Annotated in this window: 19 protein-coding genes; 9 read left to right on the top strand and 10 right to left on the bottom strand. The window is 71.0% G+C overall.

Features of this window, described 5'->3' with window-relative positions:
• Positions 1-11: 11 nt before the first annotated feature.
• The 5 genes from N7925_RS20520 to N7925_RS20540 all read left to right on the top strand — a co-directional run bounded on the left by N7925_RS20520 (position 12) and on the right by N7925_RS20540 (position 3,756).
• A complete protein-coding gene (locus N7925_RS20520; protein ID WP_274344728.1) occupies positions 12-653 on the top strand; it encodes a hypothetical protein in 642 nt (213 codons plus the stop codon).
• Positions 646-1,191, top strand: coding sequence for a hypothetical protein (locus N7925_RS20525; protein ID WP_265600980.1), 546 nt, complete (start codon positions 646-648; stop codon positions 1,189-1,191). The genes N7925_RS20520 and N7925_RS20525 overlap by 8 nt, the downstream gene beginning before the upstream one ends.
• A 447-nt stretch (positions 1,192-1,638) precedes the next feature.
• Complete coding sequence (locus N7925_RS20530) at positions 1,639-2,847, top strand: phospholipase D-like domain-containing protein (protein ID WP_265600981.1); 1,209 nt, start codon at positions 1,639-1,641, stop codon at positions 2,845-2,847.
• Positions 2,848-2,933: 86 nt separating this feature from the next.
• A complete protein-coding gene (locus N7925_RS20535) occupies positions 2,934-3,371 on the top strand; it encodes a hypothetical protein (protein WP_274344729.1) in 438 nt (145 codons plus the stop codon).
• A 28-nt stretch (positions 3,372-3,399) separates the two neighbouring features.
• Positions 3,400-3,756 carry an antibiotic biosynthesis monooxygenase family protein gene (locus N7925_RS20540; protein ID WP_274344730.1) on the top strand — a complete coding sequence of 119 codons (357 nt, stop codon included), beginning with the start codon at positions 3,400-3,402 and terminating at the stop codon, positions 3,754-3,756.
• Positions 3,757-3,833: 77 nt separating this feature from the next.
• Here N7925_RS20540 and argS read toward each other — a convergent pair whose 3' ends face one another.
• Positions 3,834-5,606, bottom strand: coding sequence for an arginine--tRNA ligase (gene argS / locus N7925_RS20545; RefSeq protein WP_274344731.1), 1,773 nt, complete (start codon positions 5,604-5,606; stop codon positions 3,834-3,836).
• A gap of 157 nt (positions 5,607-5,763) precedes the next feature.
• Between argS and lysS the strand changes: the two genes are divergently transcribed.
• Positions 5,764-7,530 (top strand): lysine--tRNA ligase, encoded by a 1,767-nt coding sequence (gene lysS, locus N7925_RS20550; protein ID WP_274344732.1) that lies wholly within the window; start codon positions 5,764-5,766, stop codon positions 7,528-7,530.
• Between the two features lie 86 nt (positions 7,531-7,616).
• On the opposite strand, the gene N7925_RS20555 is transcribed toward lysS, so the two are convergent.
• The gene (locus N7925_RS20555) at positions 7,617-9,038 is read right to left on the bottom strand and encodes a DUF2637 domain-containing protein (RefSeq protein ID WP_274344733.1); all 1,422 of its coding nucleotides are present in this window, start codon (positions 9,036-9,038) and stop codon (positions 7,617-7,619) included.
• A gap of 481 nt (positions 9,039-9,519) precedes the next feature.
• Here N7925_RS20555 and N7925_RS20560 point away from each other — a divergent pair, with 481 nt between their 5' ends.
• Complete coding sequence (locus tag N7925_RS20560; RefSeq protein WP_274344734.1) at positions 9,520-9,645, top strand: hypothetical protein; 126 nt, start codon at positions 9,520-9,522, stop codon at positions 9,643-9,645.
• Between the two features lie 13 nt (positions 9,646-9,658).
• Here the strand turns inward: N7925_RS20560 and N7925_RS20565 are convergent, their stop codons facing one another.
• Positions 9,659-10,492, bottom strand: coding sequence for a DUF3558 domain-containing protein (locus N7925_RS20565; protein WP_274344735.1), 834 nt, complete (start codon positions 10,490-10,492; stop codon positions 9,659-9,661).
• Between the two features lie 192 nt (positions 10,493-10,684).
• On the bottom strand, positions 10,685-11,590 hold the full coding sequence (locus N7925_RS20570) for a DUF3558 domain-containing protein (protein WP_274344736.1): 906 nt from the start codon (positions 11,588-11,590) through the stop codon (positions 10,685-10,687).
• Between the two features lie 172 nt (positions 11,591-11,762).
• Here N7925_RS20570 and N7925_RS20575 point away from each other — a divergent pair, with 172 nt between their 5' ends.
• A complete protein-coding gene (locus N7925_RS20575; RefSeq protein ID WP_274344737.1) occupies positions 11,763-12,956 on the top strand; it encodes an RtcB family protein in 1,194 nt (397 codons plus the stop codon).
• A gap of 57 nt (positions 12,957-13,013) precedes the next feature.
• Here N7925_RS20575 and N7925_RS20580 read toward each other — a convergent pair whose 3' ends face one another.
• The 4 genes from N7925_RS20580 to N7925_RS20595 form a co-directional block, all read right to left on the bottom strand.
• A complete protein-coding gene (locus N7925_RS20580) occupies positions 13,014-13,910 on the bottom strand; it encodes an LAGLIDADG family homing endonuclease (RefSeq protein WP_274344738.1) in 897 nt (298 codons plus the stop codon).
• A 351-nt stretch (positions 13,911-14,261) separates the two neighbouring features.
• Positions 14,262-15,020: an SDR family NAD(P)-dependent oxidoreductase gene (locus tag N7925_RS20585; RefSeq protein WP_018961603.1), complete on the bottom strand. Its 759-nt coding sequence runs from the start codon at positions 15,018-15,020 to the stop codon at positions 14,262-14,264.
• Between the two features lie 140 nt (positions 15,021-15,160).
• Complete coding sequence (locus tag N7925_RS20590; RefSeq protein ID WP_265600992.1) at positions 15,161-15,895, bottom strand: Mut7-C RNAse domain-containing protein; 735 nt, start codon at positions 15,893-15,895, stop codon at positions 15,161-15,163.
• 147 nt (positions 15,896-16,042) lie between these two features.
• Positions 16,043-16,864, bottom strand: coding sequence for an AraC family transcriptional regulator (locus N7925_RS20595; RefSeq protein ID WP_265600993.1), 822 nt, complete (start codon positions 16,862-16,864; stop codon positions 16,043-16,045).
• Positions 16,865-16,947: 83 nt separating this feature from the next.
• Here N7925_RS20595 and N7925_RS20600 point away from each other — a divergent pair, with 83 nt between their 5' ends.
• Complete coding sequence (locus tag N7925_RS20600; RefSeq protein WP_274344739.1) at positions 16,948-17,523, top strand: TIGR03086 family metal-binding protein; 576 nt, start codon at positions 16,948-16,950, stop codon at positions 17,521-17,523.
• On the opposite strand, the gene N7925_RS20605 is transcribed toward N7925_RS20600, so the two are convergent.
• Positions 17,456-17,785, bottom strand: a complete 330-nt coding sequence (locus N7925_RS20605) for a hypothetical protein (RefSeq protein WP_274344740.1) — start codon at positions 17,783-17,785, stop codon at positions 17,456-17,458. The genes N7925_RS20600 and N7925_RS20605 overlap by 68 nt on opposite strands.
• 228 nt (positions 17,786-18,013) lie before the next feature.
• Entirely contained in the window at positions 18,014-18,451 is a 438-nt protein-coding gene (locus tag N7925_RS20610) for a hypothetical protein (RefSeq protein WP_003968390.1), read from the bottom strand.
• Positions 18,452-18,827: the final 376 nt, after the last annotated feature.

Below are 18,827 nucleotides of genomic sequence, written 5' to 3' on the forward strand. Positions count from 1 at the left end.
GGGAGTTCATTATGCGCAACGCCGCCATCGGCACTACAGCAGCCGTCGTCGTCCTCGCCGGGCTGGTGGCTGCCGGGCCCGCCCCCGCGGCCCCGGCTGCGTCCGCCGGGAAGAAGCCGGCGAAGACCGCGAGCGTCCATGGGGAAGCGCGAATCTCCTACATCGAGTCGATCGACGACGACATCCGCTTCACCATCCATGCCGAACAGACGCCGTTCACCCGGCCGGTGCACCCCACGGCTCCCGAGGGACTGTCCACAGATGCCCGGGGCTCACTGAGGATCTCCCATACCCGGCAGGGCGGAGACACGGGGTGGGCGGAGGCCAAGGTGGACTGCCTGGTCACCAGCGGCCGGACGGCGACCCTGACCGCGGTCGTGACGAAGTCGAACGTCGAGGAGATCGGCGCCCGGCTGGGCATCAGCGTCCAGCAGGGCGGGAAGGGCGAGCCGGACCGGCTCGGCTTCTCCTGGGGGGTGGTGAACGTCGACCCCGAGCACGTCGACGAGAACGGCCGGCCCGTAAGGCCGCAGGCCGGCACGTGCATGGCCCCCGCACCGTTCACTACCGTGATCAAGGGCGGCTTCAAGGTGGTCCACGCCGAGATCACCAAGTCTCCCGCGCAGCCCGAGGCGGCGATCCGCCGTGGCTGACACCCTGGCCGTCGAGACGCCCGTACCGGCCGCGCCGCAGGTCTCCCGTTCCGTTCGCCTGGCGGCGCACGCCGCCGCACTGACCCTGGTGCCGACCGGGCTGTGGCGTATCGCCATCGCCCTGGGTTGGGACTCCGGATTCACCGATGAGGTCCTTCGCCCGGAGAAATTTCCCGGCGAAGGGTCCGTCTATCTGATCGGACTCAGCCTGTTCGCCGAAGCGCTCGGGCTGCTCACCCTGGGCCTGGTCCACAGATGGGGTGAGGAACTTCCGCGCTGGGTACCCTTCCTGGGCGGCCGCGGAATTCCCGTCTTGGCCGCGGTGATCCCTGCCTCGCTCGGCGCGGCGCTCGTCACCCTCATCACGTTCACCGGTGCGTTCGGCTGGAACGATGCGGACAACATGGGTGCCGTCGGATCACCCGACGGCGCCCACTACTGGCTGATGACCGCCTGCTATCTGCCACTGCTGGCCTGGGGGCCGTTGCTCGCGGTAGTCACGGTGGCCTACTACCGACGTCGGCGTCGGGGGCACTGAGGCCGGCCGTCGGCAGGGCCTCGTGGAAGCAGGAACCGCCACTCGCGATCGTGCCCGCGCCCCGCACCGGACGACCGGTACGGATCGGGTACGTCAGGACATCGACTGCCCGCCAGGAACGGGCGAGCCAGCTCGAAGCCCTCCACCGCGCCGAGTGCCACAAGGTCTTCAAGGAACAGATCAGCACCCGCGTCAAGGTACGGCCCCATGCTGGAGAGCGGCTCCAGTCCCACCAGCCCCACCCGAACGCCCGGATCCGCAGCCGACAGGCGCGATCAAGTGCTAAACGCCAACGGCTGTACCGCTGGCCCCCATGGCCGGTACGCCCCTCGGCCGCTGAAGTCCGATTCCGCCCGGATTCGCACAGGAGTACAGTCGCCAGGTCCTCGCGGTCCGTCCGGTTCCGACCGGCCGGCCGCCCCAGCCAGCCTCCCCACCAGGTGACCCATGTCCACGACCGCCGAAGCCCCCGACCCCATGGCCCTGGACGCCCGCACCTGCGAGGAGCGGTCCCTGCGGCTCCGACGCAGGCTGGAGCGGCTGATCGGCATCGCCGCCACCGAGGGGAACGCCCTCCTCCCGCTCCGTAACGGCGACGAGATCTTCGGCGCGATGCTGGACGCCATCCGGGGCGCGGAGCACACCGTGGACCTGATGACGTTCGTCTACTGGCGCGGTGACATCGCTCTCCGGTTCGCCGAGGCGCTGGCCGAGCGGGCCCGTGCCGGGGTCCGGGTGCGGCTCATGCTCGACGGGTTCGGCTGCCGGCTCATCGAGAAGGACCAGCTGGCGCTGATGGACGCGGCCGGGGTCACGGTGACCTGGTTCCGCAAGCCGCTGCACCTCTCGCCGCTGAAGCAGAACCACCGCTGCCACCGCAAGGTCCTCGTCGTCGACGAGCGCACCGCGTTCACCGGGGGCGTCGGGATAGCCGAGGAATGGTGCGGCGACGCCCGCAACGAGCACGAGTGGCGCGACACCCACGTCAAGGTCACCGGCCCCGCCGTCGACGGCCTGGCCGCCGCGTTCGCCCAGAACTGGGCCGAGTGCCACGAGGAGCTCTTCGACGAGCGGGACCGGTTCGTCGTGAGCGAGCGCCAGGGGGACGCCGTCGTCCAGGTCGTACGCGGCTCCGCCTCCTTCGGCTGGCAGGACATGCAGACCCTGATCCGGGTCGTCCTGGAGTCCGCCGAGGAACGTATTCGCCTCACCACGGCCTACTTCGCCCCCGACGCCTACTTCACCGGGCTCCTCTGCGACGCCGCCCGGCGCGGGGTGGAGGTCGAGATCCTGCTGCCAGGACCGCACACCGACAAGCGGGTCTGCCAGCTCGCCGGCCAGCGCTTCTACGAGGAGCTGACCGCCTGTGGCGTGAAGATCCACCAGTACCAGCCGACGATGCTGCACGCCAAGACCCTCACCGTGGACCGGATCGCGAGCCTCATCGGCTCCACCAACTTCAACCGGCGCTCGCTCGACCACGACGAGGAAGTCATGCTCGCCGTCCTCGACCGGGACTTCACCGCCACCCTCGACGGCCACTTCGACGAGGACCGGGAGAAGAGCGTGCTGATCGAGCGCGGGCGGTGGAAGCGCCGCGACCTCCTCCAGCGGGCCCGGGAAGCAGCCGTACTGCCCATCCGCCGCTTCCTCTGAGGCCGGTCCGCTCCTCGGGCGTGTTCTCGCGCTCGCCGGGCAGGTGGGGAGGACGATCGTCGTCCGCCATGTGAAGGGAAGGGCCCATGAGCGCCACCGCCGACACCTCACCGGCTCCGTCCGCCGCCGTGATCACCGAACCCCTGCCCGACCTTCAGCTCCAGCTCCTCATCCAGCTCCTCGACGAGGACCCCCGCTCCAGCCTGCCCCTCACCCTGACCCACCCGGGCGGCCTGCTGCACGGGGACGTCATCGGGCACGAGCAGTGGAAGGCCGAGTGGGCCAGGAGCCTGCGCCAGGTCGAGGGGGAGGGGGCCAACCTGCTCGCCGAGTTCCCCGAGACGGTCGACCAGGGCGTACGGGAACTGCGCGCCGACGAGGAGGCGGAGACGGCCCGGCTGCCCCGCTGGATCCATCTGCGGGACGTCACGCTCGTGGTCGGGGCCATGAGCCCGGTCTCCCTGCCGCTGTGGCGCGGACGCCTCGCCGACGTGTCGGGATGGGCGCTGGGCCGGCCGCAGTAGGCGGCCGGCCGACTCCTAGAGTTGCGGCATGACCGCAGAGAACGGCTTACCCGCCGACACCCCGGGATCGCCCGTCACCTTCATCAACGTCTTCGAGATCTCCGCCGACGAACTCGACGCGTTCGTCGAGAAGTGGGAGGAGCGGGCCCGCCTCATGCGCGAGAAGCCGGGCTTCATCGACTCGCGGATGCACCGGGCCCGCTCCTCGGACTCCCGCTTCCAGCTCGTCAACGTCTCCCACTGGGAGACCCAGGAGGCGTGGGAGGCCGCCACCGCCGACCCCGACTTCGCCTCCCGCACCCGGGCCGCGCGCGAGCAGACCGCGCGGCCGGTCACACCGAACCCGGCGGTCTACGACGTCGTCGTGGAACTCACCGCTCCCTGACCCGGACGGACCCACGCACGTCGGCCCCGGCACCTGTGACGGTGACCGGGGCCGACGTACGTACAGCGGGTGCGGGATCAGAGCCGCTCGGGCGTCCGGATGCCCAGCAGCGCCATCCCCTGGTGCAGGGTCCGGGCGGTCAGCTCGACCAGGAAGAGCCGGTTCTCGACGACCTCCGGGGCGTTGTCCGGGCTGAGCACCTGGCACTGGTCGTAGAACGTGGTCAGGTGGGACGCCAGCTGGTAGAGATACGCGGCCAGCTTGTGCGGCTCGTAGCCCGCGCCGACCTCGGCGAGGACCTCGCCGAACTGGTCCAGGTGCAGACCGAGCGCCCGCTCCGCCGGGGCCAGCTCCAGCTCCGGGTGGGCGGCCGGGACCGCGTCCCCCGCCTTGCGCAGGATCGACTGGATCCGGGCGTACGCGTACTGGAGGTACACCGACGTGTCGCCGTGCAGCGCCACCATCTGGTCCAGGTCGAACTTGTAGTCCCGTACGGCGGAGGTCGACAGGTCCGCGTACTTCACGGCCCCGATGCCGACGTACCGGCCGTTCTCGACGATCTCGTCCTCGGACAGGCCCACCTTGTCGGCCTTGTCCCGGACGACCGCCGTGGCCCGCGTGACCGCCTCGTCGAGGAGGTCCTCCAGCCGCACGGTCTCGCCCTCACGGGTCTTGAACGGCTTGCCGTCCTTGCCGAGGACCGTGCCGAACGCGAGCTGCACGGCCTTGACGTCCTCGTTCAGCCAGCCCGCCCGGCGGGCCGTCTCGAAGACCATCTTGAAGTGCAGCGACTGCCGCGCGTCCACCACGTACACCAGGGTGTCCGCCTTGAGGTCCCGCACCCGGTTCCGGATCGCGGAGAGGTCGGTGGCCGCGTAGCCGTAGCCGCCGTTCGTCTTCTTCACGATGAGCGGGACCTTGTTGCCGTCCGGGCCCTTCACGTCGTCGAAGAACACGCACAGCGCACCCTCGGAGCGGACGGCGACGCCCGTCTCCTCCAGGATCCGGCAGGTCTCCTCCAGCATGTCGTTGTAGCCGGACTCACCGACGATGTCCGGGTCGTCGATCACCATGTCGAGCTTGTCGAACACCGAGTGGAAGTAGATCTTCGACTCGTCGACGAAGCGGTGCCACAGCTCCAGCGTCTCGGCATCCCCGGCCTGGAGGGCCACCACCCGGTCCCGGGACCGGGCCTTGAACTCCTCGTCGGAGTCGAACAGGACCCGCGACTCCTTGTAGACCCGGTTCAGCGTCGACATCGCCGCCTCGCCGTCGCTCGCGCCGCCCTCGTGCTTGAGCGCGCCCGGGTGCTCGATCAGATACTGGATGAGCATGCCGAACTGGGTGCCCCAGTCGCCGATGTGGTGCCGCCGGACGACCCTCTCGCCGGTGAACTCCAGGATCTTGACCACGGCGTCGCCGATGACCGCCGACCGCAGGTGGCCGACGTGCATCTCCTTGGCCACGTTCGGCTGGGCGTAGTCGACGACCGTCGTGCCGGCGTCGTCCTTCAGCGGCACGCCGAGCCGGCCGTCGCCGTCCGCCGCCCGGGCGGCCAGCGTCTCGACGATCGCCCGGTCGGTGAGGGTGACGTTGAGGAAGCCGGGCCCGGACACCTCGATGTCCTTGATCAGCCCGCCCGCCGGGAGGGCGGCCGTGACCTGGGCGGCCAGCTCCCGCGGATTGCCCTTGAGCTTCTTGGCGAGCGCCAGGATGCCGTTGGCCTGGAAGTCGGCCCGGTCGCTACGTCGCAGCAGCGGGTCCGCGGCGCCGGCATCCGGCAGAGCTGCCGTCAGGGCGTCCGCCAGCTGCTGCTGGAGCGTGGAAGCGAGGGAAGGGACCGAGGCCATGTCTGGCTGCCGTTTCCGTAGGGGGTACGAGGGGTTCTCTTGGGCGTCCAAGGGATCTCCCCAGTATCCCACGGGGCGTAAAGCCGTTTTCGCGCTGCGGGGGGTAGCTGGGAGAATGGTCCGGACCCCATCGGGAAACGACAGACGAGAGAAGGACGTGCCGACCGTGGCCGAGAGTCAGACCAGCACCGAGACCGACTGGGTCTCCCGCTTCGCGGACGATGTCATCGCCGAATCGGAGCGTCGTGCGCCTGGCAAACCGGTCGTCGTCGCCTCCGGTCTGTCCCCGTCGGGCCCGATCCACCTCGGCAACCTCCGCGAGGTCATGACCCCGCACCTGGTCGCCGACGAGATCCGCCGCCGCGGGCACACCGTGCGCCACCTGATCTCCTGGGACGACTACGACCGCTTCCGGAAGGTCCCGAACGGGGTCCCCGGCGTGGACACGTCCTGGGCCGAGCACATCGGCAAGCCGCTGACCTCGGTGCCCGCCCCGGCCGGATCCGCCCACCCGAACTGGGCCGAGCACTTCAAGGCCGCCATGACGGCGGCCCTGGACGAGCTGGGCGTCGAGTACGACGGCATCAGCCAGACGGAGCAGTACACCGCCGGGACCTACCGCGAGCAGATCCTGCACGCGATGAAGCACCGTGCCGACATCGACGCCGTACTGGACCGCTACCGGACGAAGAAGGACCCGGCGGCCGCCCAGGGCAAGAACGGCAAGAAGCCGCAGCAGCAGAAGAAGGTCGACGAGGCCGAGCTGGAGGCCGCCGAGGGCTCCGGCGCCGCCGACGAGGACGACGGCAGCGGCAACACCGCCGGCTACTTCCCGTACAAGCCCTACTGCGGCAACTGCGAGAAGGACCTCACCGTCGTCACCTCCTACGACGACGACACCACCGAGCTGAACTACACCTGCTCGGCGTGCGGCTTCGCCGAGACGGTCCGCCTCAACGAGTTCAACCGCGGCAAGCTCGTCTGGAAGGTCGACTGGCCGATGCGCTGGGCGTACGAGGGCGTGATCTTCGAGCCCAGCGGTGTCGACCACTCCTCGCCCGGCTCCTCCTTCGTGGTGGGCGGCCAGATCGTCCGCGAGGTCTTCGACGGCGTACAGCCCATCGGGCCCATGTACGCCTTCGTCGGCATCTCCGGCATGGCCAAGATGTCCTCCAGCAAGGGCGGGGTGCCCATCCCGGCCGACGCGCTGGAGATCATGGAGGCGCCGCTGCTGCGCTGGCTCTACGCCCGCCGCAGGCCCAACCAGTCGTTCAAGATCGCCTTCGACCAGGAGATCCAGCGGCTGTACGACGAGTGGGACTCGCTGGGCCGCAAGGTCGCCGACGGCACGGTGCTGCCCGCCGACGCCGCCGCGTACTCCCGTGCCGTCCGCACGGCGGCCGGGGAGCTACCGAGCACCCCGCACCCGCTGCCGTACCGGACGCTCGCCTCGGTCGCCGACATCACCGCCGGCGCCGAGGACCAGACGCTGCGCATCCTCGGCGAGCTGGACCCGGCCAACCCGCTGACCTCGCTGGACGAGGCGCGCCCGCGCCTCGACCGGGCCGAGAACTGGATCACCACCCAGGTCCCGGCCGAGGCCCGCACCATCGTCCGGGACGAGCCCGACAAGGAACTGCTCGGTTCGCTCGACGACCAGGGCCGCGAGTCCCTGCGCCTCCTCCTGGAGGGGCTGGACGCGCACTGGTCGCTGGACGGGCTCACCACGCTCGTCTACGGCGTGCCGAAGACGCTGGCGGGCCTGGAGCCGGACGCCAAGCCGACGCCCGAGCTGAAGGCCGCCCAGCGGTCCTTCTTCGCGCTGCTCTACCGGCTGCTCGTCAGCCGCGACACGGGGCCCCGCCTGCCCACGCTGCTGCTCGCGGTGGGGGCGGACCGGGTGCGCAGGCTGCTGGGCGCGTAGCGCCGCCGCGGTACGGACGACGAGGGCCGCCGCCCGGGAATGCCTCCCGGGCGGCGGCCCTTCGCCGTGCTGTGTTTGCCCGTACGTCAGGCGCTCTGGTCGGCGGTCACGCGCCGCATGTAGACGTCCCTGAACTGCGGCATCAGGTCCTGGAGCAGCTCGGTCGACCGGGGGTGGTGCACGTCGTGCCGGTCCGCCAGGTGGATGTCGAGGGTCTCGACGTTCGGGTACTGGCCTTCCTGATCGGTGTACGCGCTGAACTCCTCGTACGCCCGGTCGGCGAAGTCGTTGTCCTCCTGGGACCACTCCTCCAACTGCGGCGCGTCCTCGGGTCCGGGGGCGGGCACGGCGGGCGGCTCCTCGTCGGCGGCCTGCTGTACGGGCTCCGGTCCCGTGGGCGGCTCCTCGCGGCGGGGGTGCGGGACCGCGCCGATCGTGCCGACGTTGCCGAGGGGCCGGGTACGTCCGGGGCCCAGGGGGACTGCGGCGGGGGTGGGGTCCAGGCCCTCCGCGTGCCGCGGGTCGTACGCGCTCGCGTGCGGGGCCTCCGGAAGCTTCTGGGCGGCGAACCAGGGGCTGTCGTGGGTGGGCGGGACCTGCGGGGTCTCCAGCGCCTGCTCGGGCTGCTGCTGGTGCTGCTGCTTCTGGTGATGTTGGTGGTGTTGCTGGGGCGTCTGCTTCTGGAGCGACGTCGGCTGTGGCTGCTGGTGCTGCGGGTGCTGCTGCGCCTGCTCCTGCCCCGGCTCCCGCTGGGGCTCGTACGGCAGCTCCGGCAGCTCCCCCTTGGGGCGGGACCCCCCGACCGGTGGCAGCAGCGCCGGTTCGATGCCGGCGGCGGCGAGCCCGGCCGGGGCGGTCTCGGCGAGCGGCACGCCGTACTTCGCGAGGCGCAGCGGCATCATCGACTCGACCGGGGCCTTGCGCCGCCAGTTGCGGCCGAAGCGGGCCTGGAGCCGGGCCTGGTAGATCAGCCGGTCCTGTTCGAGCTTGATGACCTGCTCGTAACTGCGCAGCTCCCAGAGCTTCATCCGCCGCCACAGCTTGAACGTCGGGATCGGTGAGAGCAGCCAGCGGGTCAGGCGGACGCCCTCCATGTGCCGGTCGGCCGTGATGTCCGCGATCCGGCCCACCGCGTGCCGTGCGGCCTCGACGGAGACGACGAACAGCACCGGGATCACCGCGTGCATCGCGGTGCCGAGCGGATCCGGCCAGGAGGCCGCGCCGTTGAACGCGATCGTCGCGGCGGTCAGCAGCCACGCCGTCTGGCGCAGCAGCGGGAACGGGATCCGCATCCAGGTCAGGAGGAGGTCCAGGGCCAGCAGGACGCAGATGCCGGCGTCGATGCCGATGGGGAAGACCAGCGAGAACGCGCCGAACCCCTTGTCCTCCGCGAGTTCGCGCACGGCGGCGTAGGAACCCGCGAAACCGATCGCGGCGATGAGCACCGCACCGGCGACGACGACCCCGATGAGTATCCGGTGCGTGCGTGTCAGCTGCATCGCGGCCACGCGCGATCCCCTCCCCGACCTCTGTAACCGAACCCGACTCGTGTGCCCGGCCTTGCTTTTCGGCCAGGCTCAGACGCCCGGCGAGGGGACAGCCTGGCACATGTGTGCGAGTTTTGTTGCGCGGGGAGGAGCGCGGACGCATTTCGGGACCGGCCGCCGGTGCCGTGGGTCGGCCGTGGTCGTCAGCTCTCGATCAGTTGCCGGAACGCGGCGGTGTCGAAGACGCCCTCCATGCGAACGGCCTTGACCGCCGTGTTCATCGCTCCCGCCTGCGCCGGAGGCGGTAGGAGACGGTGACCGCGGCCAGGACGGTGCACCCGGTCGGAATGCGGCACACCCTGCCGTCGCGGGAAGCGGAACTGCCGGACGCGGGACGGTCGTTCGGTCGTGTCGGCGCCCGGTGGGGTCCGGACGAAGCGGCGGACGCCCTGTGCGGTCTGTGGGGACTGTGGGCTGCGCCCAGCGACGGGACGCCCGCGGGGTGGCCGACGCGCACTTCCTCCGGATCAAGCGTCAGCAGCGGATCCTGCTGGAGACGCTGCCCACGGCCGGCCAGTACCTGCGCCGACTCCAGGCCCGCCCCGCGGCGCGGGTCGGCCGGTACTGACCGCCGTCGGCGTTCAGGCCTTCTTGGCCGTGGTCTTGGGCTTGGCCTTGGATGTTGCTTCGGTGTCGCCCTTCGCGTCGCCCTTGGATCCGTCCTCGGTGCCGCCCTTCGCCGGGGCGGAGGCCTTGGCGTCGGAGGTGTCGGCGACGGCGGCGACCGCTTCCTTCGCCGCTTTCTGGGCGCCCTTGACGATGCTCGCGGACGAGGGCGTCTTCGCACCCGCGTAGCCCGCGCCGTTGTACGTCAGGGTGACGACGACATTGCCCGTGCGCGCCACGACGGTGGCGTACGCGAAGTCCTCGTCCGTCTTGCTGAGGCCGTAGGTGACGGTCGTGGCCTCCTCGCCGATGCCCGTGGCGGGTTCGGCGGCGACCTTCTCGGCACCCTCCGAGGCCTTCGCCTTGGTGACCTGCTTCGTGTACTCGGCGGTGGCGCGCTCGGCGCCGCTGCCCAGCGACTGATCCGAGTCGAAGCGGGTGAAGCCGACGTCCAGCCAGCGGTACTGCGAGCCGTCGACACCCTTGTCGTCCAGGCCGTTCCAGGAGCAACTGCTGCGGGCCGCCAGGTCGTTGGACCGTCCGGCCGTGCCGTTCTCCTTCTTGGCCTCGGGCACCAGGTCCTTGATCGTCTTCTTGGCGACCGAGGTGCACGGGTCGGGCAGATCGTCGAACCTCGCCGCTTCGACGGTGGGCTCCGTGGGCTTGGCGCTGGGGGTGCCGGACGACGAGGAGCCCGCGTTCTTCTTGCTGTCGGAGCCGGAGTCCGACGAGCAGCCGGCGGCTACGAGCATCACCGGAACGGCGGCGCAGGCGAGGATGCGGGACAGGCGCGGGGCTGATCGGTGCATGGTTCCTTCACTCGGATGGCACGGAGCTCTCGGTGCTGGAGGTCTCGGTTCGTGCGGTGTACGGGTGGGCTCGGTAGCGGGGCGGTACGTCTTCCGGAGAGCCACGGTACGACGGCAGGCGGCCGTCCCGTGCCGCCGCCGAGGGCCCCCGGAGTCCGGAATCCGGCGGGTCGGGGGCCCGTGGGGCGGGGGCTATTCGCTGAGCGTATCGGCCAGTTTCCGGGCCAGTGCCTGGGCCTTCTCCTGAAGTTCCCTGCTGTCGGACACCTGTGTGACGAGGGCCGGCTGCTCGGCGTACCGGACGGTCACGACCACGTTCGATGTGCGGAATACCACGCTCACCGTGCGGTGCTGTGCGGTGGAACCTGCCCGGGTGGGCAGATCGTGCAGAAATGCGGCATCTCCGAGGTTGTCGAGGACGCGCGAGGGGAGGGCGTCCTCCGTGCCGGCGCCGCTGCCGCCGTTGTCGCCCCCGCCGTCGTCCCCGGAGGGCGAGGGGCTCGCCGATCCGTCCGCCGAGGCCGATCCGTCCGCCGAGGCCGTGGCGTCCGCCGCCGCGTCCTCCGGCTCGTCCGTGTCGGCGTCCTTGCCGGGGTCCTTACCGGTGTCCTTCCCCTGCTCGCCCGGGGCGCCGCTGTCCTTCTCCGCGTCCGGCCCGGAGGGCGCCGGTGACGACAGGCCGGCGGCCTCCTCCTTCTTCGCGTACACGGTGTCGGCGCGGTCGTCGTCGCTGACCGCGGGGTCGTAGGAGACGACCCGCTCGAAGTCGATGGAGAGGCTCCGGGTGGCGTTCGGCGCGTCGGACTTCCAACCGCAGCCGACCTTGCGGTCGGTGTCGTAGGTGACGGACGCCGACCCCCGGAACACCTTCTCCTGCTGGTCCCCGGGCAGCTGCGCGGCGCCGGGCAGCAGGTCCTTCAGCATGCCGCGCGGCACGACACGGCAGGGGGCGGGCAGGGTCTCGTACTTGCCCGGGGGGGCGGGGGTGACCGTCGGGCTGCCCGCCTTGCTGTCGGCGCCGTTCGCGTTGCTGTCGGAGCCGGCGCTGCAGCCGACGACGAGCGCTGCCAGAAGCGCGACGCCGGGTACGTACGCCATGTCTCGCACCGTCCCAGGCTCCCTTCGGTACGGAAAACGGGTTGCCGCTCGAAGGCGGCCGATGGACACAATGTGTATCGCACGCGCCGCTGTGAATGCCGGTCGGCCGACAGGTTTGCCGATCTTGGTACCGGTTTTGCGTTTTCAGTCTTTTCGGGGGAATCGAGGAGTTATGTCGTACGTAGAGGTGCCGGGGGCGAAGGTCCCCATCCGGATGTGGGCGGACCCCGCGTCGGTCGAGGACGGGGCGATGCAGCAGCTGCGCAACGTCTCCACGCTGCCGTGGATCAAGGGCCTCGCCGTCATGCCGGACGTCCACTTCGGCAAGGGGGCGACGGTCGGTTCGGTGATCGCGATGCAGGGCGCGGTGTGCCCGGCCGCGGTCGGGGTGGACATCGGCTGCGGGATGTCCGCCGTCAAGACGTCCCTCACCGCGAACGATCTTCCCGGCGACCTGTCGCGGCTGCGCTCCAAGATCGAGCAGGCCATCCCGGTCGGCCGGGGGATGCACGGCGACGCGGTGGACCCGGGGAGGCTGCACGGGTTCTCGACGGCGGGATGGGACGATTTCTGGGGGCGGTTCGGGGGGATCGCGGATGCGGTCAAATTCCGCCAGGAGCGCGCCACGAAGCAGATGGGAACGCTCGGCTCGGGAAATCACATGATCGAGTTCTGCCTCGACAGTGAGGGTGCGGTGTGGCTGATGCTGCATTCGGGCTCCCGCAACATCGGCAAGGAACTCGCCGAGCACCACATCGGCATCGCACAGAAGCTTCCGCACAATCAGAGCCTCGTCGACCGGGACCTGGCCGTCTTCATCTCGGAGACCCCGCAGATGGCCGCCTACCGGAACGATCTGTACTGGGCGCAGGAGTACGCCAAGTACAACCGCGCGATCATGATGGCGCTCTTCAAGGACGTGGTCCGCAAGGAGTTCAAGAAGGCGAAGCCCGTCTTCGAGCAGGAGATCTCCTGCCACCACAACTACGTGGCGGAGGAGCGGTACGACGGAGCGGACCTACTGGTCACCCGCAAGGGAGCGATCCGCGCCGGCTCCGGCGAATTCGGGATCATCCCCGGCTCGATGGGCACCAGTTCGTACATTGTGAAGGGCCTCGGCAACGAGAAGGCGTTCAACTCGGCCTCTCACGGAGCCGGTCGCCGGATGAGCCGGAACGCGGCCAAGCGTCGCTTCACGGTACGTGACCTGGAGGAGCAGACGCGCGGTGTGGAGTGCCGCAAGGACTCCGGCGTCCTGGACGAGATCCCGGCCGCGTACAAGCCGATCGAGCAGGTCATGGAGCAGCAGCGTGACTTGGTCGAGGTCGTCGCGAAGCTCAAGCAGGTCATCTGCGTCAAGGGCTGAGGTGAGGGGCATCGCCACCGATGGAGGCGCCCCTCACCCGCCCTCCGGGGTGCTTGCTCACGCGCCGGGCGGAGCGTCCTCGGGGTGCTGCCGCACCTTCCCGGTCTTCAGCCGCCACAGGCGTACGGAGCAGGAGGCTTGGCTGCGGCCCAGTTCGGCGGCCGCCGCACCGGTGTCGTCGTAAGCCAGCAGCACGCGGTCCTCCCAGGCTTTCCAGCGTCGTCCCGGAGAGCGGACGCTCATGTCCACCGGGCGCTCCCAGGAAGCCAGGGATGCAGCCGCCGTCTGTTTGCGCGCGAGGGACACGCAGCCCGGATAGTAGAGGTGCTCGGCCAGCTGAACCGCCGCCTCCTTCGTGTAGACGACGTTGAAGATTCCGTCGCGGGCGTTGCGCCTGATCTGCCTGGCGGCCCCGGTCACGGCCTTGGCGTACCTGCAGAGATAGGCGCCGACAGCGGCGCTCGCGGTGGTCAGCGAGATGAAGGGGAGCCCCTGCCCGGTGTGGCCGACCGAGCCGTCGGCGTCGATGACGCCCCGTAGGTAGTCGCGACGGGAGAACTCCACCCGGGGCGGGGTGATCTTCCTCGACTTCCGGCCGTAGGGAAGACCCAGCCCGTTGATCCGGGCCCTGGCTTCCTGATTGCAGAGGGTCCAGGTCGCCGAGTGGTGTTCCAGCGAGAAGTTCGTTGCCCGCACGCGCTCGGTGATGCTGCTGTTGTACGGGGTCAGCCGCTGGAACTCGCGGAGTACGGCGATGTCCCGGACCCCGATCTCCACCGTCAGACGGCCCTTGTTGCCGGTGCCTTGTGCGAGGTGGCCGTCGGCCTGGAGGAAGCCGAACATGTAGGCGTAATCGGGGTGTTCAAGATCCATGAAGACCGGACCGGCCGCTGGGGCGGACAGGAGATCTCCGATCTCGAACAGTGGGGGCGCGTTAGTGTCGTGCTCAGCCATGGGAAGCCCAACTTCCTGATGGTGAGGCCCTCGGACGGGACGGCAATCCTGACCGGGGGCCGCGCTGTGTTCTGGCACCACCGAGCTTAGGCAGCGACTGCGAGGGCTGGGTGGGCGTTCCGGTCCGATCACCCGCACGAGTGATCGAGGGCAGGGGCGTGAGTGCAGGTCCGGCGGAGGCGGCTACGCTGCACCTCACCACGGACTCCGGGGCCGTGTGCAAGGCGGACCTGCCCAGCCGGGAGGCGACCGCGCTGACGCCCGGAGCGCGCTGCACGATCACCCCGCACGACCCGTTTGGTGCTCGTCGCGGAGCGGGGCGTCGTTCCGCCCTGAAGGGGTGAGCCGGGCTCAACCGGTGCGGTGGACCTTCGTGTTGGAGGCCTGGGCGCGGGGGCGTACCACCAGGAGGTCGATGTTGACGTGGCTGGGGCGGGTGACGGCCCAGCCGATCGTGTCGGCCACGTCCTCGGCGGTCAGCGGGGCGTCGACGCCCGCGTAGACCTTGGCGGCCTTCTCCGTGTCGCCGCGGAAGCGGGTGGTGGCGAACTCCTCGGTCCTGACCATGCCGGGGGCCACCTCGATGACGCGGACCGGGGTGCCGACGATCTCCAGCCGCAGGGTCTCGGCCAGGACGTGTTCGCCGTGCTTGGCCGCCACGTAACCGCCGCCGCCCTCGTACGCGGAGAGCGCCGCGGTGGAGGAGAGGATCACGATCGTGCCGTCGCCGCTCGCGGTGAGGGCGGGCAACAGGGCCTGGGTGACGTTGAGGGTGCCGATCACGTTGGTCTCGTACATCTGCCGCCAGTCGGCGGGGTCGCCGGTCGCCACGGGGTCGGCGCCGAGCGCCCCGCCCGCGTTGTTGACGAGGACGGCGAGGGAGCGGAACGCGGTGGCGAACTCGTCGACCGCCGCGCGGTCGGTGACGTCCAGGGGGTAGGCCGTCGCCTGGTGACCGGCCTCGGTGATCTCGGCGGCCAGCGCCTCGATGCGGTCCTTGCGGCGGGCGGTCAGCACGACCCGGAAGCCTGCGGCGGCCAGCGTACGGGCGGTCGCGGCGCCGATGCCGCTGCTCGCGCCGGTGATGACGGCGATGGGGGTGGCGGCCATGGCGATCTCCTCGGACTGCTGATCGGGTACGGGGAGAAGGATAGGCAGTCGGTGCGGGGCGCCCCGCCCGCGGGAGGTTACGACCGGGGGCCACGCCGGATGCGGCCCAACCCCGCCGTGACCCGAACGCCAGGCCCTGGCTAGGCCGGCGCGCCCCCGAACTCGGCCATCGCCTCGGACACGATCGTCTCCAGGTGGCCGTGATGGGCCCCGCGCCAGTACACCCGGGAGCACTCCGTGCACTGGGCGAACACGTCGTACGCCTCCTGGGTGCCGTGTTCGAGGAGTCCGCTCACGGAGTCCTTCGCGGCCCCGGCCAGCGTGCCGTTGCACGCGGTACAGCGGGTCCACGGGGACAGGGCCGGGGCGAACCGGCCGAGGACGTCGCGGAGCTGCTCCGCGGGGCGGTCGCTGTAGACGTACGCCCCCGACCAGATCTCGCGGCGGCGCAGCAGCCCGCGGTCCCGGGAGAGCAGGACGCGCCGCTCCCGGGCGGAGAGGGTGGCCAGGGCGGGGTCGCCGATGTCCTCGTTCTCGTACGCCGCGTCGACGCCCAGGAGCCGCAAGCGGCGGGCCAGCGTTCCGAGATGGACGTCGAGGAGGAAGCGCAGGGGGGCGCCGGGGACCTGCTGGGGGCGCTCCACGGCGCGCACGTCGACGTGTTCGCCGGGGCCGGGCACATGCGAGCGGGCCACCGGGGCGCCGTTCACCAGCAGCGTTCCGGCCTCGGTGAGCGGGACGCCGAGGGACTCGATGACATGGCCGAGGGTCGAGGAGCCGTCCGTGACGAGGGGCGTGGGCCCGCCGCGACGGCCGTGCGGAACGAAGAGCCGCAGCTCAGGGGCTACTTCGAGGGTGATCTCGGGTCCGTTCACCCGGTCAGGATGCCACCGGGACGGGACGGGCTGCCAGGGATTTGGCGGGGCGTGAGGGACCGGGCGGGCGTGCGGGACCGGATGGGCGTGTGGGTGTGCGGGAGGGGGTGCGGGTGGATGCGCGTGCGGAGCCGTGCCCGGCCGCCGTCAACGCGGGGCGAACGCCGTCGGGGGCACGCCCACCGTCGCGGTGAAGTCCCGCACCAGGTGGGCCTGGTCGCTGTAGCCCAGCTCCGCCGCGAGCCGCGCCCAGTCGACGGCCGGGTCGGATCCGGCGCGTTCCAGTGCCTCGTGGACGCGGTAGCGGAGGATGACCCACTTGGGGCCGACGCCGACGTACGCCGAGAAGAGCCGTTGCAGGGAGCGGGCGGAGAGCCCGGCGTCCCGGGCGAGCCGGCCGGCCCTGAGCACCGTGCGGTCCGTACGCACCCGGTCGACGACGGCCATCGCCAGCGCCGCCCGCGGATCGGGGCGGGGCTCCAGGGCCAGCAGGAAGGCGTCCAGGGCCGCGACCCGCGCGTCCTCGTCGTCCGGGTCCAGGACACCCCGGACGGGCGGCGGCAGCCGCAGCGCCCCGGCGGCGTCGGACCGCAGCCCGGTCCACGCGGACACCGGGCGCCCGGGTGCGAACGGGCGGAACCCGCCGGGCCGGAACTGCACCCCGCAGACCCGGCCGCGCCCGGCCAGCTTCCGGGCGAAGAGTCCGGGGGCGACGCCCGCGACCTCGGCGTACCCGGACCGCTCCCGGGGGCCGTCCCCGGCCTCGTACCGCTGGAAGACCAGGTTCACCGACGGGTGGGGGACCACATGGGCGGCGTACGGCTCGGTGAGGTCCCAGTCGATCAGCCAGTAGTGCTCCAGATACGGGCGCAGCCCGGCGGCGGGCTCGCGGCGGCGGAAGCGCACGTGCGCGAACAGGTCCGGGGCGTCGACGATGCCCCGGGTGTCGCGGCGAGGTCCGGCGGCCATGGACCGATTTTAGTCCCGCGCCCTCGGAACACCTGTCGTGTTTCTTCAAGACGCCGGGCGGTGCGCGGGCGGAGGGTGGAGGCATGACACAGACGATCGGTGAACTGCTGGAAGCCGCCGCGGGCCGGGCCCTGCCCGTCGTGCGGGGGATCGACGACGGGCAGCTGGGCGGCGGTACGCCCTGTGCCGACTACGACGTACGGGCGCTGGTGAACCACCTGTTCCAGGTGGTCGTGAACTTCCAGGCCCTCGCGGCCCGCGAGGAGGTGGATTTTGGCCAGGAGCCGGATTTCGTGGCGGGCGACTGGCGGGGCAGGTTCGGTTCCGAGACCGCCCGGCTGGTGGAGGCGTGGAGCGTGCCGGGCGTCGAGGAGGGCACGACCGGGCAGATGGGGCTGCCGGCCCGGACGGTGGGACTCATGGTGCTCGGCGATCTGATGGTGCACGCCTGGGACCTGGCGCGGGCGACGGGCGCGGACTTCGTGCCGGAGGAGCGCGTGCTCGACGTACTGGGGCCGGAGCTGGCGGCGATGGCTCCGCAGGCCCGGGCGATGAAGGTGTTCGGTGAGCCGTTCCCGGTGGGGGAGGGGGCTACCGCCTTCGAGCGGCTGCTGGCGGTGACGGGGCGCGATCCGGGGTGGCGTCCCCCTCGGGCGTGACGTCGGCCGGCGTTCCGGCGGGCTGCCCGCCGGGGCGCGGGGCGGCCGGGGCGTCGTAGAGGGGGCCGAGCGCGGCGTGCGCGTCGTCGACGATCTCCTCGGCCAGGAGCAGCATCTCCCGTTCCGCCAGCCGGGCCGCCTGATGGGTGTACGGGGACGGTGGCGCCGGATGCCTACGGCGCCACCAGCAGTCGCAGGCCGCGTAGATGCCGCCGCCGAAGACGAGCACGGGGATGGACAGGGCCGGCAGAACGTCGCCCACGGCGGACCTCCAGATGGTCGGGTGTCCCGTACATCGGCGTGCCCGGTGGGTCTGCTGAAGACCGGCTGTCGGCCAAATCCTCACGATATTTGGCTCGAACTGGCCGCCGAATGTCTGCGCCGCTTCACTGCCCCTCGCCACTGCGCCGTTTCACTACGCTGTTTCACTGCGCCGCGCGCAAGCGTCTCCGGGGTGCGAGGCCGCTCGAACCTCCGCTCGTCCCCGGGGTCAGGGCCAGACCAGGCAGTACGCCTGATGTCCCGCGTCGTGCAGCCGGTGGGAGAAGTCCTGCCACTCGTGGAGCAGCTGGTAGACGTTGAAGGCGTCGCGCGGGCCGCCGCGGTCGGGGACCGTGGACCAGATGAAGGCCGCCGCGCCGACCGACTCCTCGCCGACGCCGCGCAGCGGGTCGACGACCGTCATCGGCAGCTTGACCACGGCGTAGTCGGGGTGGAGGACGACCAGTTCGAGCGGGGGGACCTTGTGCAGGGGTATGCCCTGGATCCCGGTCAGGACCATGGCGGCCACGGTCTCCGGCTTGATCTTGGTGAACATGCCGCCCATGCCCAGCTCGTCACCGCCGAGCTCCTCCGGCCGCATCGAGATGGGCACGCGTGCCGCGGTCGCCCCGTCCGGGGCGCCGAAGTACTTGTACGTCACCCCCATCACGCCCCCGCTCCTGGTCCCGGGGGGCGGCGTGCTGTCCGCGCCCCTGCTCTGGGCGCGCTCGGCCCTGCGCCGGTGCCGCCCTCGCCGGGCAGGCTCGGGCCCCAGGTCGTCGGTCCCCTCGCCCACTCCGCCACCGCGATGCATATCTCATCCACCCGACTACTTCTTAGGAGACACAGCCCCCGCCGCGCAACCCGATCATCGTGTCAGTGACCTCCCCCGCGGGCGTGCGGTGAAACACCTGCCCGCAAGACCGTGCGTGCCTCTGACACCATGGCATGTGTGAGCTTTCCCTATGACGCCCCAGTTTCGCAGACGCGAGGGGGCTGACGCTCTTTCGTGATACGAGGGGAGCGCGCTCCCTGCTCACCGG

Source organism: Streptomyces sp. CA-278952, assembly GCF_028747205.1.
In the GTDB taxonomy this organism is placed as follows: domain Bacteria; phylum Actinomycetota; class Actinomycetes; order Streptomycetales; family Streptomycetaceae; genus Streptomyces.

Excerpts from the sequence above, each read along its gene's own strand:
- N7925_RS20540 (WP_274344730.1), top strand. The coding sequence starts at position 3,400 with ATGACCGCAGAGAACGGCTTACCCGCCGACACCCCGGGATCGCCCGTC.
- N7925_RS20530 (WP_265600981.1), top strand. The coding sequence starts at position 1,639 with ATGTCCACGACCGCCGAAGCCCCCGACCCCATGGCCCTGGACGCCCGC.
- N7925_RS20610 (WP_003968390.1), bottom strand. The coding sequence starts at position 18,451 with ATGGGGGTGACGTACAAGTACTTCGGCGCCCCGGACGGGGCGACCGCG.
- N7925_RS20520 (WP_274344728.1), top strand. The coding sequence starts at position 12 with ATGCGCAACGCCGCCATCGGCACTACAGCAGCCGTCGTCGTCCTCGCC.
- N7925_RS20595 (WP_265600993.1), bottom strand. The coding sequence starts at position 16,864 with ATGGCCGCCGGACCTCGCCGCGACACCCGGGGCATCGTCGACGCCCCG.
- N7925_RS20575 (WP_274344737.1), top strand. The coding sequence starts at position 11,763 with ATGTCGTACGTAGAGGTGCCGGGGGCGAAGGTCCCCATCCGGATGTGG.
- N7925_RS20565 (WP_274344735.1), bottom strand. The coding sequence starts at position 10,492 with ATGCACCGATCAGCCCCGCGCCTGTCCCGCATCCTCGCCTGCGCCGCC.
- N7925_RS20585 (WP_018961603.1), bottom strand. The coding sequence starts at position 15,020 with ATGGCCGCCACCCCCATCGCCGTCATCACCGGCGCGAGCAGCGGCATC.
- N7925_RS20570 (WP_274344736.1), bottom strand. The coding sequence starts at position 11,590 with ATGGCGTACGTACCCGGCGTCGCGCTTCTGGCAGCGCTCGTCGTCGGC.
- N7925_RS20535 (WP_274344729.1), top strand. The coding sequence starts at position 2,934 with ATGAGCGCCACCGCCGACACCTCACCGGCTCCGTCCGCCGCCGTGATC.
- argS (WP_274344731.1), bottom strand. The coding sequence starts at position 5,606 with ATGGCCTCGGTCCCTTCCCTCGCTTCCACGCTCCAGCAGCAGCTGGCG.
- N7925_RS20600 (WP_274344739.1), top strand. The coding sequence starts at position 16,948 with ATGACACAGACGATCGGTGAACTGCTGGAAGCCGCCGCGGGCCGGGCC.
- N7925_RS20580 (WP_274344738.1), bottom strand. The coding sequence starts at position 13,910 with ATGGCTGAGCACGACACTAACGCGCCCCCACTGTTCGAGATCGGAGAT.